17 protein-coding genes are annotated in these 15,812 nt (G+C 37.9%); 14 read left to right on the plus strand and 3 right to left on the minus strand.

The genetic code is table 11. From position 1 onward, the window contains the following. Positions 1-213: 213 nt before the first annotated feature. From nusB to AC2YJL_RS02290, 13 genes are all read left to right on the plus strand, one after another. The gene (gene nusB / locus AC2YJL_RS02230) at positions 214-606 is read left to right on the plus strand and encodes a transcription antitermination factor NusB (protein WP_013059142.1); all 393 of its coding nucleotides are present in this window, start codon (positions 214-216) and stop codon (positions 604-606) included. A gap of 84 nt (positions 607-690) precedes the next feature. Next, the gene (gene xseA / locus AC2YJL_RS02235; RefSeq protein WP_251568813.1) at positions 691-2,031 is read left to right on the plus strand and encodes an exodeoxyribonuclease VII large subunit; all 1,341 of its coding nucleotides are present in this window, start codon (positions 691-693) and stop codon (positions 2,029-2,031) included. Positions 2,032-2,034: 3 nt separating this feature from the next. After that, positions 2,035-2,268 (plus strand): exodeoxyribonuclease VII small subunit, encoded by a 234-nt coding sequence (locus AC2YJL_RS02240; RefSeq protein WP_013059140.1) that lies wholly within the window; start codon positions 2,035-2,037, stop codon positions 2,266-2,268. Continuing rightward, complete coding sequence (locus AC2YJL_RS02245) at positions 2,268-3,164, plus strand: polyprenyl synthetase family protein (RefSeq protein ID WP_251568811.1); 897 nt, start codon at positions 2,268-2,270, stop codon at positions 3,162-3,164. Before AC2YJL_RS02240 ends, AC2YJL_RS02245 begins: the two co-directional genes overlap by 1 nt. Positions 3,165-3,484: 320 nt before the next feature. Continuing rightward, entirely contained in the window at positions 3,485-5,386 is a 1,902-nt protein-coding gene (dxs, locus tag AC2YJL_RS02250) for a 1-deoxy-D-xylulose-5-phosphate synthase (protein ID WP_028410662.1), read from the plus strand. After that, the gene (locus tag AC2YJL_RS02255; protein WP_014458249.1) at positions 5,383-6,210 is read left to right on the plus strand and encodes a TlyA family RNA methyltransferase; all 828 of its coding nucleotides are present in this window, start codon (positions 5,383-5,385) and stop codon (positions 6,208-6,210) included. Before dxs ends, AC2YJL_RS02255 begins: the two co-directional genes overlap by 4 nt. A gap of 161 nt (positions 6,211-6,371) precedes the next feature. Further along, a complete protein-coding gene (gene ahrC, locus AC2YJL_RS02260; RefSeq protein WP_013059136.1) occupies positions 6,372-6,821 on the plus strand; it encodes a transcriptional regulator AhrC/ArgR in 450 nt (149 codons plus the stop codon). 16 nt (positions 6,822-6,837) lie between these two features. Continuing rightward, a complete protein-coding gene (gene recN, locus AC2YJL_RS02265) occupies positions 6,838-8,565 on the plus strand; it encodes a DNA repair protein RecN (RefSeq protein WP_230933578.1) in 1,728 nt (575 codons plus the stop codon). Between the two features lie 182 nt (positions 8,566-8,747). Further along, positions 8,748-10,028: a SpoIVB peptidase gene (gene spoIVB / locus AC2YJL_RS02270; RefSeq protein WP_230933577.1), complete on the plus strand. Its 1,281-nt coding sequence runs from the start codon at positions 8,748-8,750 to the stop codon at positions 10,026-10,028. A gap of 227 nt (positions 10,029-10,255) precedes the next feature. Next, positions 10,256-11,044 (plus strand): sporulation transcription factor Spo0A, encoded by a 789-nt coding sequence (gene spo0A, locus AC2YJL_RS02275; RefSeq protein ID WP_013084985.1) that lies wholly within the window; start codon positions 10,256-10,258, stop codon positions 11,042-11,044. 367 nt (positions 11,045-11,411) lie between these two features. Then, positions 11,412-11,945, plus strand: coding sequence for a DUF2247 family protein (locus tag AC2YJL_RS02280; protein WP_230933576.1), 534 nt, complete (start codon positions 11,412-11,414; stop codon positions 11,943-11,945). 24 nt (positions 11,946-11,969) lie between these two features. Next, complete coding sequence (locus AC2YJL_RS02285) at positions 11,970-12,344, plus strand: hypothetical protein (protein WP_230933575.1); 375 nt, start codon at positions 11,970-11,972, stop codon at positions 12,342-12,344. A gap of 44 nt (positions 12,345-12,388) precedes the next feature. Next, positions 12,389-12,712, plus strand: a complete 324-nt coding sequence (locus AC2YJL_RS02290) for an Imm8 family immunity protein (RefSeq protein WP_251568809.1) — start codon at positions 12,389-12,391, stop codon at positions 12,710-12,712. A gap of 37 nt (positions 12,713-12,749) precedes the next feature. On the opposite strand, the gene AC2YJL_RS02295 is transcribed toward AC2YJL_RS02290, so the two are convergent. Together AC2YJL_RS02295 and AC2YJL_RS02300 are read right to left on the minus strand one after the other, a co-directional pair. After that, complete coding sequence (locus AC2YJL_RS02295; protein ID WP_013084983.1) at positions 12,750-14,081, minus strand: peptide MFS transporter; 1,332 nt, start codon at positions 14,079-14,081, stop codon at positions 12,750-12,752. A gap of 312 nt (positions 14,082-14,393) precedes the next feature. Then, positions 14,394-14,546 (minus strand): YycC family protein, encoded by a 153-nt coding sequence (locus tag AC2YJL_RS02300; protein WP_013059130.1) that lies wholly within the window; start codon positions 14,544-14,546, stop codon positions 14,394-14,396. Positions 14,547-14,670: 124 nt separating this feature from the next. Between AC2YJL_RS02300 and AC2YJL_RS02305 the strand changes: the two genes are divergently transcribed. Then, complete coding sequence (locus AC2YJL_RS02305) at positions 14,671-15,399, plus strand: glycerophosphodiester phosphodiesterase (RefSeq protein ID WP_251568808.1); 729 nt, start codon at positions 14,671-14,673, stop codon at positions 15,397-15,399. A 12-nt stretch (positions 15,400-15,411) separates the two neighbouring features. Here AC2YJL_RS02305 and AC2YJL_RS02310 read toward each other — a convergent pair whose 3' ends face one another. Further along, positions 15,412-15,663 (minus strand): DUF2627 domain-containing protein, encoded by a 252-nt coding sequence (locus tag AC2YJL_RS02310; protein WP_230933573.1) that lies wholly within the window; start codon positions 15,661-15,663, stop codon positions 15,412-15,414. Positions 15,664-15,812 lie beyond the last annotated feature (149 nt).

Raw genomic sequence — 15,812 nt, forward strand, 5'->3', positions numbered from 1 at the left:
TTTACCTAACGGCTGTTGCTAAAATGGAATAACGTATGATTACTTGTTCCTTTTCAACACAAGCTATGGTAAAGTGAAAAAGACTGTCTCGTCATAAAGACGGTCTTTTTCGTGTTCTACAAACTTCGTATAAGAACAATGAAGTATCGTTTCATAAACTATGCTATTATCTAGGTATACTAGTTGAAGAAGATAAATAAAGGAGCAAAAATAATGAAAAGACATACAGCACGCCAAAAAGCATTACAAGCACTATTTCAGCATGATTTAGGGCAGACCGAGCCAATGGAGGCAATCGGAAATGTTGTACAAAATGAAAAGTCTGATCAATTTTTAGAAAGTCTCGTGCTAGGTGTGGTTGAACATCAGCAAGAAATTGATGAACTTTTACGCAATCATTTAGAAAAATGGACGTTAGATCGTGTAGCTACTGTAGACCGCGTTATCCTGCGTATTGCCGTATACGAAATGAAGTATGAAGAAGAAATTCCTACGAGCGTTACGTTAAATGAAGCGATTGAATTAGCGAAAACGTTTGGCGATGATCAATCAAGCAAGTTTATCAATGGCGTATTGTCTAAAGTGTTAACAACTTTATCTAAATAAAGGTTCATCTTGCCAAATCAAGTGACCAAAATGCTTCTCTCCTTTATATAAAGGGGAGAGGGTGACTGCAAAGGAGGCAAAACGATGAGTGAAGTGCGTTATCTAACCGTTACGGCTCTTACACGATACATTAAGCGCAAGTTTGATGTAGACCCTCACATGCAAGATGTATGGATTAAAGGAGAAATTTCTAACTTTAAACGTCATAGTCGGGGACATATGTATTTCACCTTGAAAGATCAAAATGCTCGTATCGCAGCCGTTATGTTTGCTGGGCATAACCGGCAGCTTAATTTTCAGCCTGAAGAAGGAATGAATGTACTCATTCGAGCTGAAATTTCGGTTTATGAACCAAGCGGAAATTATCAAATGTACGTAAAAGAAATGCAGCCTGACGGCGTGGGAAACCTATACTTGGCCTACGAACAGCTGAAAAAAAAGCTGGAAAAAGAAGGCTTATTTAATCCTGCTAGGAAACGAAAGCTGCCGAAGTATCCAACAACAATAGGTGTGATTACGTCTCCGACTGGAGCAGCCGTACGTGATATTATTACGACATTAAAGCGCAGATATAACGCGAACATTATTGTTATGCCCGCTCTTGTTCAAGGAGTGAATGCGGCACCGTCTATCATTAAGGCAATTGAAGAAGCAAACCGTCGTAAAGAAGCAGACGTATTAATTGTTGGGCGCGGTGGTGGGTCAATTGAGGAGCTTTGGGCTTTTAACGAAGAAAGCGTTGCTCGTGCAATTTTCACTTCTACTATTCCTGTTATTTCAGCGGTGGGACATGAAACCGATTTTACAATTGCAGATTTTGTAGCAGATCTTCGCGCTCCTACTCCAACGGGTGCCGCGGAATTGGCTGTACCTCATATCAGTGAAATTACAGAAAGATTGACTCAGCGAAATATCCGTCTTCTTCGTTCGATGAAAGAAATGCTTCAGTCTAGTAGCCGCAGGCTTGAACGATCCCAGAAATCATATGCTTTTCGTTATCCTCAAAAGTTGGTCGAGCAAAAAGAGCAGCAGTTAGATCAGTTGATGGAGCGTTTTTATCGTGAAGGTAGAAGGTACATTGAACATAAACGGACGAACTACGAGCAGCTAACAGCCGCTTTGTTGCGCAATCACCCTGAGCATCAGTTAACGAAAGCAGCGGAGCGTCAACAGCAGCTGACGAAAATGCTGACAAAAGAGATGCAGCAGCTGCTAAAGCAAAAACAGCTTTTATTTGCAACGGCAACGTCAAAATTACATACGCTTAGTCCATTAAAAACAATGGAAAGAGGCTACAGCTTAGTATACGATAAAGAAAAAGAGCTAATTAAATCAACCAAACAAGTATCCAAAGGCGATGTGGTAAACGTTCGTTTGACCGATGGACAGTTGCAGTGTGAAGTTTCGAAAATAGAGGAGCGATGAAAAATGGCGACAAACAAAGAGTATACGTTTGAAGAGGCGATGGAGCAGTTAGAAACCATCGTAAACAAGCTAGAAGAAGGCGACGTGCCTTTAGAAGAAGCAATTCAACAATTCCAAGAAGGAATGACTCTTTCAAAATTCTGTCACGATCGTCTTCAGCATATTGAAAAGCAAATGGAAACTATTTTACGTGAAGACGGAACGCTTGAGCCATTCTCGGTGCAGGAGGAAGAGTGATGGTGAATGAAATGAATTTAAAAGAGTATATTTCTTTTACAAAAGATCGAGTAGAAACACGCTTGCCTGAAGTGGTAAAAGCATTACATGCTCCGGTTAACTTAAAGGAATCCATGCTTTACTCTCTTACGGCAGGAGGAAAGCGACTTCGCCCAGTGCTGTTATTCGCCACGCTACATGCGTTTGGAAAAGACGAGAGCATGGGATTAGAAACAGCATGTGCAGTGGAAATGATTCATACATATTCTCTCATTCACGATGATTTACCTAGCATGGATGATGACGACTTAAGAAGAGGTAAACCGACGAATCACAAGGTGTACGGCGAAGCAACGGCTATATTAGCTGGAGATGCTCTTTTAACAAATAGCTTTCAGCTCATTTCTGAAGCGGCACATCCTGAGATGACATCACATATGAAGCTTCAGCTCATTACAGAACTGGTAAAAGCAAGCGGAACAGAAGGTATGATCAGCGGACAGGTTGCGGATATGGAAGGCGAAAAAAAGCAGCTCACGCTAGATGAGCTTGAATATATTCACCTTCACAAAACGGGGAAGCTGCTAGGTTTTTGTGTAAAAGCAGGAGCTATTCTTGCAAAAGCTACGCCTCTACAGCAAGAATTATTAGAAGAATTCAGTAAGCATGTAGGGTTAGCGTTTCAAATTCAAGATGACATCTTGGATGTGGAAGGGTCTGAAGAAAAATTAGGAAAGCCAATTGGCAGTGATACAGAAAATGAAAAAACGACATATCCTTCTTTGTTAGGTATGGAAGCGGCCAAAGAAAAGTTACAGTATCATGTTGAACAAGCACTTCTTTCGTTACGTCAAGCTCAAATTAAGCACGGATTACTAGAAGAAATTTGTTTATATATAGCAAAACGTGATAGCTAATGACGAGTTCTGTCAGGTTTTTTGAGTGATACAGTAAAATAAGATTGAGTCCCAATAGGGGCTATGCTATAATGATTTTACTACTGTATAAAAGCGTAGTGCATAGGTTTGAAAGACATATACAATATCTTGGTGGCCGTTATCACATTTGTGTTAGCGGCTATTTTTTCACTGTTTTCCTTTGAATATCACTGGTTTACTGATAGAATATCAAAGGTATTGTAAGTAATAAGGAAATACTAAAAATTGACTATACGTATAAAACAATAGACAATGTATTAAGGTAACTTTATAACAAGTACGAAAGTGAGTGATCCACCTTGGATCTTACAACGATAAAAAATCCTGAGTTTTTAAAGAAAATGTCAGTAACACAATTAGAAGAACTAAGTGAAGAGATTCGTCGTTTTTTAATTACAAAGCTTTCTGCAACTGGTGGTCATATAGGGCCAAACTTGGGGGTTGTTGAGTTAACGCTTGCACTCCATAAAGTATTTGACAGCCCAAAAGATAAATTTTTATGGGACGTGGGGCATCAGTCGTATGTCCATAAAATTTTAACAGGACGAGCGGGAGAGTTTGATACAATCCGTCAATATAAAGGATTATGCGGTTTTCCAAAGCGTGACGAAAGTGAGCATGATGTATGGGAAACGGGACATAGTTCTACATCTCTTTCAGCCGCAATGGGAATGGCTGCTGCAAGAGATTTGCAAAAAACAAAAGCTCATATTGTTCCTATCATTGGGGATGGAGCTTTAACAGGTGGTATGGCTCTTGAAGCGCTTAACCACATCGGGCACGAGCAAACGGATATGACCGTTATTTTAAATGACAATGAAATGTCTATCGCTCCTAACGTGGGTGCTGTACACAGTATTCTAGGACGTTTGCGCACGGCGGGCAAATATAACTGGGTAAAAGATGAGCTTGAAGTCTTGCTGAAAAAAGTGCCTGCAGTAGGCGGGAAGCTTGCAGCAACGGCAGAACGTGTAAAAGATGGCCTAAAGTACATGGTCGTGTCAGGCATGTTCTTTGAAGATCTTGGCTTTACGTATTTAGGCCCGGTTGATGGCCATAGCTATGACGATTTATTGGAAACGTTACAATATGCAAAGAAAACAAAAGGACCGGTACTGATTCACGTTATTACGAAAAAAGGGAAAGGGTACTTGCCAGCGGAAAGCGATAAAAGCGGAGCATGGCATGGTACAGGCCCTTACAAAATTGAGTCTGGTGACTTTATTAAAGACAAAAATGTTCCGATTGCTTGGAGTAAATTAGTAAGTGATACGGTATTGAAGATGGCTAGAGAAGATGATCGCATTGTAGCCGTAACGCCAGCAATGCCTGTAGGTTCAAAACTCGAAGCATTTCAAAAAGAGTTTCCACATCGTATGTTTGATGTTGGGATTGCAGAGCAGCATGCAACAACAATGGCCGCTGGTCTTGCAACTCAAAATATGAAGCCCTTTTTAGCTATTTATTCTACGTTTTTACAGCGTGCATACGATCAGGTGGTTCATGATATTTGCCGCCAGAAGCTAAATGTATTTATTGGAATTGATCGCGCTGGGCTAGTAGGTGCTGATGGTGAAACGCATCAAGGCGTGTTTGATATTGCATTCTTACGTCATTTGCCTAACCTTGTTATTATGATGCCAAAAGACGAGAATGAAGGCCAGCACATGGTTCATACTGCTTTGACTTATGAAGAAGGTCCGATTGCTATGCGCTACGCTAGAGGAAACGGATTAGGTGTTGAACTAGATTCAGAACTGAAAAACATTCCGATCGGTACATGGGACGTATTAAAAGAAGGTTCAGATACAACCATTTTAACGTTTGGTACAACGATTTCAATGGCGATGGATGCAGCAGCAGAACTTGAGAAGCAAGGAATCAGCGTCAAAGTGGTCAATGCTCGTTTTATTAAACCGCTGGATGAAAAAATGCTTCATGAGATTTTCCAAACGAATAAGCCTGTGATTACGGTAGAAGAAGCGGTACTTCAAGGCGGTTTTGGAAGTGCGGTGTTAGAGTTTGCATCAGAGCACGGCTATTATGATACGCGCGTTGAACGTATGGGGATTCCAGATCGCTTTATCGAGCACGGCAGCGTAACAAAACTTTTAGAAGAAATTGGCTTAACCAAAGAAGAGATTATAAATCGAGTTAAAAAACTCGTAACACCAACACAAAAGAGGCTTGAAGTTAAGTGACAAAAAAAGAACGAGTAGATGTATTATTAGTAGAACGAGGTTTGATTGAAACAAGAGAAAAAGCAAAGCGTACAGTGATGGCAGGACTTGTTTATGCGAATGAAGTCCGTTTGGATAAGCCGGGAGAGAAAATTGAACGCGATACGCCGCTGACAATTAAAGGTGCAGTAATGCCTTACGTCAGCAGAGGCGGCTTTAAGCTTGAAAAAGCAATTAAAGAATTTAATGTCCATGTAGCGGATAAAATCATGATTGATATTGGTTCTTCTACTGGAGGCTTTACCGATTGTGCGCTTCAAAATGGAGCGAAGATGTCCTATGCGCTAGACGTAGGCTATAATCAGCTAGCTTGGAAGCTTCGTCAAGATGAGCGAGTAGAAGTAATGGAACGAACAAATTTCCGTTACGTGACGCCAGCTGATTTATCAAGAGGCTTGCCTGAATTCGCTTCTATTGATGTATCATTTATTTCCTTAAGACTCATTCTTCCTGTGTTAAAAACACTTCTTGTTCCACACAGCGATGTTGTTGCGCTCGTTAAGCCACAGTTTGAGGCTGGAAGAGAGCAAGTTGGGAAAAAAGGAATCGTGCGTGATTCAAAAGTGCATGAAGAAGTCCTTCAAGGCATGGTGGATTTCTCGCTTCGTCAAGGATACGATGTATATAACATGTCGTATTCACCGATAACGGGAGGAGATGGAAATATCGAATTTCTTCTCCACCTGCGCTGGAAAGGCGAGCGTGAACTTGGTGAAAATCAAGCTCCGCTTACTGTGCATGAAGTAGTCGAAGAAGCACATAAGACGTTAAAAGAGAAAAAGTAATAATGGCCAATGTTAAGCAAAGACTTAGCATTGGCGATTTGATTATGACTCTTTATACAAAAGGTGCATAATCAAGTTGAACACATTATGCTACTTAATTAGTGAAAGACTTATAAACAACAAAACAAAAAGAAGATTACATATTAATGTGAGGTGCCAACATGAATAAAGGGCAAAGACATATTAAAATTCGTGATATTATCACGAATAATGATATTGAAACACAGGATGAATTGGTAGATATTTTAAAAAACCAAGGTTTTAATGTAACACAGGCAACAATCTCTCGTGATATTAAAGAATTGCACTTAGTCAAAGTGCCTTTGATGGACGGTCGATACAAATACAGCTTGCCTGCAGATCAGCGTTTTAATCCCTTACAAAAGTTAAAGCGCTCTCTTATGGACGCATTTGTAAAAATTGATTCAGCTGGGCATATGTTGGTGATGAAAACATTACCGGGAAACGCAAATGCGATTGGCGCATTAATTGATCATTTGGACTGGGATGAAATATTAGGAACAATTTGTGGAGACGATACATGTTTGATTATTTGCCGTACTCCTGAAGATACGCAAATTATATCAGACCGATTCTTAGAAATGTTATAAAGGTGAGTGAAGCAGGTTGTTAGCTGAATTATCCATTAAAAACTTTGCGATTATTGATGAACTTTCTGTTTCATTTGAAAAAGGCTTAACGGTATTAACAGGCGAAACAGGAGCGGGGAAATCGATTATTATTGATGCCATTTCATTGTTAGTAGGTGGAAGAGGCTCTTCGGAGTTTGTCCGCCACGGAACAGACAGGGCCGAAATTGAAGGACTTTTCTTATTTGATGAAGAACAGCATCCAAGTCATGAAAAAGCTAAACAAGTCGGTTTAGAAGTGGAAGATGGAATGATTGTGCTTCGCCGAGATATCACTACAAATGGGAAAAGTATTTGCCGGATCAACGGTAAGCTCGTAACGTTAGCTATCCTACGTGAAGTTGGACAGACTTTAATTGATATACATGGACAGCACGAGCACCAAGATTTAATGAACCAAGATCGTCACTTAACTCTTCTTGATCAATATGGAGGAGAAAAAGTAGAAGAGGCTTTGACGGAGTATCGTGAGGTATTTTCTAGGTATACATCGCTAAAAAAGCAGCTCGATCAATTAACTGAAAATGAACAGCAGATGGCACATCGCCTCGATCTTATTCAATTTCAATTAGATGAAATCAAAGCGGCAAATTTGCAGCTGAACGAAGACGAGGAACTAAATGAAGAGCGTTTGAAGATTTCTAACTTTGAAAAGATCTATACGTCGCTAAACGATGCGTACAATGCGCTGCACGGTGAACACCAAGGTTTAGATTGGGTAGGCGTAGCCATGAATCATACGGAGGATATTTCGTCACTGGAAAAAAACTATGCCGAAATTTCTGAGATCATTTCATCGAGCTTCTATCAGCTAGAAGACGCATCTTATAAAATTCGTCAGCAGCTTGATTTATTAGAATTTGATCCCAAACGCTTAGATTTTATTGAAGCGCGTTTAAATGAAATTAATCACTTAAAGCGTAAATACGGTCAAAGTGTAGATGAAATTCTAGAATATGCTGCACAAATTGAAGATGAAATTGATCGTATTGAAAATCGAGATACGCATGTGAGCAAGATCAAAGAACAGTTAAACAGCGTAGCGCAGGATTTATTAGTAGAAGCTAATAATGTTTCAGCTATTCGAAAAAAACTTGCTCAAGAGTTAACGGACAGCATCCATCATGAGCTTCAAGAACTGTATATGGCTAAGACTGTATTTCAAATTAAATTCTCTGTTGTAAATGCAGGTAAAAATGACGTTGAAGTAAATGGAGAAAGAATAAAATTCACCAAAGACGGCATTGACAACGTAGAGTTTTATATTTCTACCAACCCTGGTGAACCGTTAAAACCTCTTGCAAAAGTAGCATCAGGAGGAGAACTGTCAAGAATTATGCTGGCGTTAAAAAGCATCTTCTCTAAGCATCAAGGCGTGACGTCCATTATCTTTGATGAAGTTGATACAGGCGTAAGTGGAAGAGTAGCTCAATCGATCGGTGAAAAAATACATGCTATTTCTGTTGATTCACAAGTTCTCTGTATATCTCATCTGCCTCAGGTAGCAGCAATGGCAGATACTCATCTCTTTATTGCTAAAGAGATAAAAGGTGATCGTACAACGACGTCTGTTCTTCCATTAACTCTTGATGAAAAAGTAAAAGAAATTGGTCGAATGATTGCAGGAGCTGAAATTACAAGCTTAACAAAGGAGCATGCCAAAGAGCTTTTAGATTTAGCGGATAAGATGAAGCACACCATTTAATAAAACACCTTTTAACACGTAACAGTATGTGTTAAAGGTGTTTTTTTATACAAAATGGAGGAACTGAAAATGTTTCCTTGCACTTCTTTTCATTTTTCTCTGAACTTCTGTTATAAATGCGCTCTAAGAAGGCTAAATTAAATGTGTAGCCATTTAGGCGAGGAAGCGAGGAGAGTGAAAACATGCAAAATCGATACAGACATATAATTGGTGCGATTCTCCTTGTTTCGTTCATTTTTGTAGGATTTATTCCAGTTGTGCAACAATATATACACATTCCAAAACAAATCGTCTTATTTGAACAGCAAAAAGAAAAAATTAATACGACATTACCGCTTAGCGTAGAAGCTTCATCACCTGTTTACGATGTAACAAGTAACAAGGCGAAGCTGACCATAGCAGGCAAACAGGTAGGCAAAGAAGAGTTGATGCTTCATTTGGCCGGTATTCCTGTAAAGCGTGTAGACGTGCAGGTATTATCTGATTTTAAAGTCATTCCAGGTGGACAGTCAATCGGTGTGAAATTAAATTCAAAAGGTGTTCTTGTTGTAGGCTATCATCAGGTAGATACAGCAAAAGGTAAAAAATCTCCTGGCGAAATTGCGGGTATTCAAGTTGGAGATATGATTACGAAGATTAATGGTAAAACCATTGAAAAAATGAGTGATATTACACCGTTTATTCAGCAGGCAGGAAAAACGGGTGAACCATTAAATCTGCATATTTTAAGAGAAAAAAAGCAGTTTGATACTAAGCTGTATCCGTTAAAAGATAAGCAAGATTATGCGTACAGAATTGGTTTATACATCCGTGATTCAGCTGCAGGAATTGGCACAATGACTTTTTATGATCCAAAATCTAAAAAATACGGCGCTTTAGGCCACGTTATTTCGGATATGGATACAAAAAAGCCAATCGTAGTAGAAGATGGACAAATTGTCCGTTCGACCGTTACATCAATTGAGAAAGGTTCTAACGGCGTTCCCGGTGAAAAGCTAGCAAGGTTTTCTGAAGATAGACAAATCATTGGAAATATTACACGAAATAGTCCTTTTGGTATTTTTGGAAAATTGTCTTCAACGATGGAAAACGGAATAATGGATAAAGCAATGCCAATTGCCCTATCTCATCAAGTAAAAGAAGGACCGGCTAAAATTCTAACGGTAGTAGATGATGATCAAGTGGAAGAATTTGATATTGAAATTATGAGTACTATACCTCAAAAGTTTCCGGCTACTAAAGGAATGGTTATTAAAATTACAGATCCTAAATTGTTAAAGAAAACAGGTGGAATTGTTCAAGGAATGAGCGGGAGCCCGATTATTCAAAACGGTAAAGTCGTTGGAGCGGTTACCCATGTTTTTGTAAATGATCCTACCTCGGGTTATGGTGTCCATATTGAATGGATGCTTAACGAAGCAGGAATTGATATTTATAAAAATAATCGAAAAAAAGCGAGCTAATGTTGTCATTAGTTCGCTTTTTTTGATAAAAATTATTGTCGTAAATGTACGAGAAAAACGTCGAAAAACAAAGAAAATAAGAGAAAATCGAATAAATTCCATTTAAAAGACTTTTTTCTAAAAAAATAAAGGAAATAATGTTGCATTGTCGAATTTGTCCTTTAGAATAAAGAATAGAGACACGTAGGAAACGACGTATAACATAAAGGACTGAGGAGGAAGCTGCATTGAAAAAAATTAAAGTATGCTTGGTTGATGATAATCGGGAACTAATTGGTTTGCTTGAAGATTATATTTCAGAGCAAGAAGACATGGAAGTAATCGGAGTAGCTTACAATGGACAAGAGTGTTTATCCATTTTAAAAGATAAAGATCCGGATGTTCTTGTATTAGACATTATTATGCCGCATCTAGATGGATTAGCAGTTTTAGGTCAGTTAAAAGAAATGAAAAAAGAAAATTATCCAAATGTCATTATGCTAACGGCATTTGGTCAAGAAGACGTAACGAAAAAAGCGGTCGATTTAGGAGCTGCTTATTTTATTCTAAAGCCGTTTGATATGGAAAACTTAGTGAATCATATTCGTCAAGTTAGCGGACAAACATCTTCATTTATGCAACGTTCATCTTCTTCCATGCGTTCACATCGCGACAGCAAACCAGCAAATTTAGATGCAAGCATTACGAGCATCATTCACGAAATTGGTGTACCTGCTCACATCAAAGGCTATTTATATTTGAGAGAAGCCATTTCAATGGTATACAAGGATATTGAGCTGCTTGGGTCAATTACAAAAGTACTGTATCCTGATATTGCAAAAAAATATAATACAACGGCAAGCCGCGTTGAGCGCGCCATTCGTCATGCCATTGAAGTAGCATGGAGCCGAGGAAACATTGATTCCATTTCTTCATTATTCGGATATACTGTCAGCATGTCAAAAGCGAAGCCGACGAATTCGGAGTTTATTGCAATGGTTGCGGATAAATTACGCCTTGAGCATAAAGCGAGTTGAAAGGGATAGGACTGCTGGAATTACGGGGTTTTGAGTGAGTTTATACCTTTTGTAATACAGAGTACATGCCGATAAACTTTTGGAATTTACACTAGATAGTAAACTGAAAACCAATAAACTTTTTACGGCAGGGCCGATGGATTTTAAGAATTCATTGGTCCTTTTATTTTGTTTTAAGAGGGGGAAATATTGAGGGGAGTGGATCCTCCTTCTTGTTTCCCTTCATATTCACTGTAGGACTGTAGGACGTTAAAATAATTTATATAAATGGTATGATGGTCTAAGGTTTGCAATAAGATAAAAATTTATAGCGTTTCATACACATTAACCAAATCAATTAACTGATAAAGCTCCTGAAGGTGATTACATGAAATATAATATTGATGTATTAAAACAACAAAACATAGCTTATAGTTGGGGTACTTTGTATGTAGGTTTGGAACTAGGGGTAATAGATCATAGCCATCTAACTCATTATGCAATTGAATACTTAGAGATGTTTCCCGATGTAGAAGATGCTAACATTCTTGAGCTTGCATGGGGATCTGAAGAAATAAATTATAAAAGAGTATTAATCGAAATACTAGAAGAATTTAATATGGAAGAGCTTTTAGAAGAAGGAGACAAATTTGAATACGAAACAAGAAAATGGAGATATGGGATATTAGAGTCATTGAAAAAAGCCTATAGAGATGATGGGTCGGCATTCCTTGAAGCTGTTGCTGAAGTATATGCTGATTTTCAATACCCTCGTGAGCTGGAAAGTTTTATCTACTATCTTCCTTCAAGTGATGATAAATATCGTCCAGAAGAGCACTCTGCAGAAGAAAATAGTAACAGATTAGTATCTGATTTAAAACACTTTTTGGATAATGAAAAGGAGTATTTTAAAAACTCTTAAGTTTTGAGCTCATGAGGTGATTAAATGAACTATTTTGCTAAAGTAACGAACCTAAATAAAAAGTTGGAAAGAGAAGTTACGTTAGATATAAATGGTATAGTATTTACAGCGTTTATTGATATTTGTTCGTATGAAATTAAGGAAGGGCAGCGTTATCCAGTGCGTATAAGTTTTACAATGATCAATGATTTACTTGTCTGCTTGATTGAAAAAAGACTCAAAGAGCTAGAGAGAATTGGGGAAGCATATGCGTATGTGGTTCGAGGAATTGTTTGGGACGGTTTTATTGATGCGGGTTTACATGTGATAGATGAAGACGGTTATTTAGATGATTATCCAGAGGTCATGGGTAAATATGCAGAAATTATAGTAGATCGACTTAGCGTGGAGTTTTTATAACGAACAGCCGTGTATTATGTGCGACTTAGGAGTTGAATAACATAATGATTGTCAAAGCCCTTACTATCATTCATGAAGATTGGGGAGAAACCTTCGAAGATTTTTGTATTTATTATCAATTAGATGTTGGCTTAAAAGGTGTTGAAGGCGCTTCAGATATGTTTTCATTTGAAGTTATAAGTCCTACAAGGCTTTACAGTACAATTGAAGATATTGAAATTGGTCGTGGATATCTGATCATGAAAGACTATGACCAAAATAAAGTAGAACAAAGGGTGAAAAGACTTGTAGAAATGAACAGAGAGGAAGATTTTGAAGATGCATTAAAAAATTTATCTACATATTTTAGATGGGATATGGATAAGTGAATTATAAAAAAGCAGCCTTCAGAAAAGGCTGCTTTTTTTAATCCATTAATTTAGCAATCGGTTTTGAAAGGAACAGAACAATAATTCCTAGTACAATTGTTACAGCTCCGATTAAGCTGAAGATATCGAAATAACCTAAAGACTGTGTATAAGATGCAAGAACACCCGCTAGCTTATTAGCAACAGCAGAGCTTGCCATCCATACCCCCATTAAAAGAGAAGCAAGCTTTAATGGAGCCAGTCTACTTACCATAGACAGCCCTACTGGTGAAATCATAAGCTCAGCTAGCGTGTGCAGGAAGTAAGTGAAAATCATGAACAGGATATTTACTTTTAAAGCTGGATCATTACCAGTATACATAACGGCTGGAATTAAAATTAAGAATCCTAATCCCACTGTTACAAGTCCCATACCCATTTTTGTTGGTGTTTTGAAATCACCGCGTTTTGAATTTCCGAGCTTGTACCAAACTAGTGACATAATTGGTGCTAAAATCATGATAAACAGCGGATTCAATGATTGGAACCACTCTGTTGGAACCGTGAAACTACCTATTTGACGATTAATTTGATCTTGAGCATATAGCGTTAAAGAACTTCCGGCCTGTTCAAAAGCTGTCCAGAAAGCAATAACAACGAAGGCTAGAATAACGATAGCAACCGTTCTTTTCTTTTCTCGTGCTGACAGCGGAGCAGTTGATGTTTGAGATGCCGCTGCGTGAACTTTTCCTGTAGGCTCTTTCCCGATATCACCTAAGTAGCGATTAGCCAGTAGGTTAAATAAAATTTGTCCAACAACCATTCCGATAGCTGCTGTTAAAAATCCGTATTTGTAACTCATTAATCCAACAACTAACGGTGCGAAAAATGCACCAAAGTTAATACCCATATAAAAAATGGTAAAAGCACCGTCACGGCGAGGATCATTTTCTTCATAAAGATCTCCGACCAATGTGGAGATATTTGGTTTGAAAAATCCGTTTCCGATAATTAATAAAGCAAGTCCGATATACAAAGCGGCTACACTTTGATGAATGAAGATGGAAAAATTCCCGAGTGCCATAATCACACCACCGATAGTGATGGCTAGCCTTCTTCCGAGGAAGCGGTCTGTTAAATATCCGCCAATCATCGGCGTAATGTAAACAGCACTAGTGAATGTTCCATATAAGCTCAGTGCTGTTGCTTTATCTACCCCGAGTCCACCTTGAGCAGCGGTAGCAGTTAAATAAAGAACCAGAATGGCTCTCATTCCATAATAACTAAATCTTTCCCATGCCTCAGTAGCGAATAATAAGTACAGTCCAGGAGGGTGTTTTTTCCTAGACCCATTTGGCTGCTGATTTTCGTGTTGTACAGCTGCTTGCATAATGAAGTCCTCCTAAATTTTTCTCATACTATTTAATCCTTTTGTTTGAATTGATAAAAAAATCAGAATATAAGTACTGGAATAAATATAATGTCTTTTTATTTTAGTAGAAAAATAATAATTTCGTCAATGAAATTATATGGAAAAATCAAAAAATAATTAAATATACACAAGAAAGTATTAAATTACTTATTTAAAAGCATTTTTAAAAATACATTTATATTATTAAATATTCTAATATATGTTATAGGGAATGAAATGAGAGGGTAATACTATTTTTGGAAATGAAAATTCAAAAGAAAAAAGGATCTGTTATTCAGATCCTTTTTTATCTTCGCTCGCATTTAATTCAGCAAGTTTCTGCAGCAAAATATGCTGAGGCATATGCATTAATTGCTCGAGGGGGATATTCAATTGTTCCGCTAATTTTACGGCTGTATCCGGTGAAATTTGCAGTGGTCTCATACACAACGACCTCCTTTTGCATATAAAGTAATGAAAGTGAAAAAGTATAAACAGTAAATTCGTGCTTTCACTATTAAGTAATGCTAAAGTTAATAATAAGTGATAATAGAGGAGTTGAGCAAGTATGTTTGTAATAGGTCATCGCGGCGCAGCTGGAACGTTTCCTGAAAATACGATGATTTCCTTCAAAGAAGCAGCGAGAGTCGGAGCACACGGAATTGAACTTGATGTGCATATGACAAAGGATGGAGAACTTGCTGTAATTCATGATGAAAAAGTAGATCGAACGACGAATGGAAAAGGGTATGTAAAAGATTTTACGTATCAAGATTTACAAAAATTAGATGCGAGCTATAAGTTCAAAAAAAAGTATGGAGTATGTAAAATCCCCACGTTAAATGAAGTAATGGAGTGGGCTTCAAGTGAAGGAATTAGCGTAAACATCGAGTTGAAAAACAATATATTTGACTATCCATACTTGGAAATGAAAGTCTTGGATTTAATTTATTTATACAAGATGAAGGATCGAACGATGATTTCGTCTTTTAATCATAACAGCTTAGCCCGAATTAGTTCCCTGGATTCTACGATTGAAACAGCTATTTTATACTCTTATCCGATGTATGAGCCTTGGGTATATGCGCAGCATCTTGGCGCAAAAGCTCTTCACCCTAATCAGCGTACCGTTAATGAAGTAAATGTAGCCGCTTCAAAAGATTGTCAAATTCCAGTGCGACCTTACACAGTAAATGATGTAAAAGTAGCTGAGCAGCTTCGGAAATATGGATGTGAATCCGTTATTACTGATTATCCAGAAAAATTGGTGAAGCAATTTGGAGGGCGCTTTTCGTAAAAAAACATCGCATTAATGCGATGTTTTTTTATCTTTTTGAAATCGGTTTTGAACTTTGTTTCGCTTGCGGTCTCTGTGCAGAATAAAGCCAGCAACAAATCCAAGGCCGATTAAAAATAATAGAAGCCCGACTGAAAATTGCGAAAATAAAGAAGGGAACGGGGATTGCAGGATGCCAAAAATCATATCTCTCATAAGTTTAATGCCATAGCCAGCGAGTATACCGGGAATAAGTAAGATTAGCAGTGCGATAATTCGAACCATAATTGCTCCTTTCGCTTCTCTTTTTTAAAATGAATGCGTTTACATTATGAAACCGTTATACTTGAATCATAAAAGAACTAAATAAATTGTCAAGAGCGTTTCTTTTTTTATATGATAGGTATATGCAATATTTTGCACGGGATATGTAC

Source organism: Priestia sp. SRI_019, from assembly GCF_057586255.1.

Bases quoted from the DNA above. Each gene is read 5' to 3' on its own strand.
- spoIVB (WP_230933577.1), top strand. From the start codon at position 8,748: ATGCAAAATCGATACAGACATATAATTGGTGCGATTCTCCTTGTTTCG.
- AC2YJL_RS02310 (WP_230933573.1), bottom strand. From the start codon at position 15,663: ATGGTTCGAATTATCGCACTGCTAATCTTACTTATTCCCGGTATACTC.
- ahrC (WP_013059136.1), top strand. From the start codon at position 6,372: ATGAATAAAGGGCAAAGACATATTAAAATTCGTGATATTATCACGAAT.
- xseA (WP_251568813.1), top strand. From the start codon at position 691: ATGAGTGAAGTGCGTTATCTAACCGTTACGGCTCTTACACGATACATT.
- AC2YJL_RS02295 (WP_013084983.1), bottom strand. From the start codon at position 14,081: ATGCAAGCAGCTGTACAACACGAAAATCAGCAGCCAAATGGGTCTAGG.
- AC2YJL_RS02280 (WP_230933576.1), top strand. From the start codon at position 11,412: ATGAAATATAATATTGATGTATTAAAACAACAAAACATAGCTTATAGT.
- AC2YJL_RS02305 (WP_251568808.1), top strand. From the start codon at position 14,671: ATGTTTGTAATAGGTCATCGCGGCGCAGCTGGAACGTTTCCTGAAAAT.
- AC2YJL_RS02300 (WP_013059130.1), bottom strand. From the start codon at position 14,546: ATGAGACCACTGCAAATTTCACCGGATACAGCCGTAAAATTAGCGGAA.
- nusB (WP_013059142.1), top strand. From the start codon at position 214: ATGAAAAGACATACAGCACGCCAAAAAGCATTACAAGCACTATTTCAG.
- AC2YJL_RS02240 (WP_013059140.1), top strand. From the start codon at position 2,035: ATGGCGACAAACAAAGAGTATACGTTTGAAGAGGCGATGGAGCAGTTA.
- AC2YJL_RS02290 (WP_251568809.1), top strand. From the start codon at position 12,389: ATGATTGTCAAAGCCCTTACTATCATTCATGAAGATTGGGGAGAAACC.
- AC2YJL_RS02285 (WP_230933575.1), top strand. From the start codon at position 11,970: ATGAACTATTTTGCTAAAGTAACGAACCTAAATAAAAAGTTGGAAAGA.
- AC2YJL_RS02245 (WP_251568811.1), top strand. From the start codon at position 2,268: ATGGTGAATGAAATGAATTTAAAAGAGTATATTTCTTTTACAAAAGAT.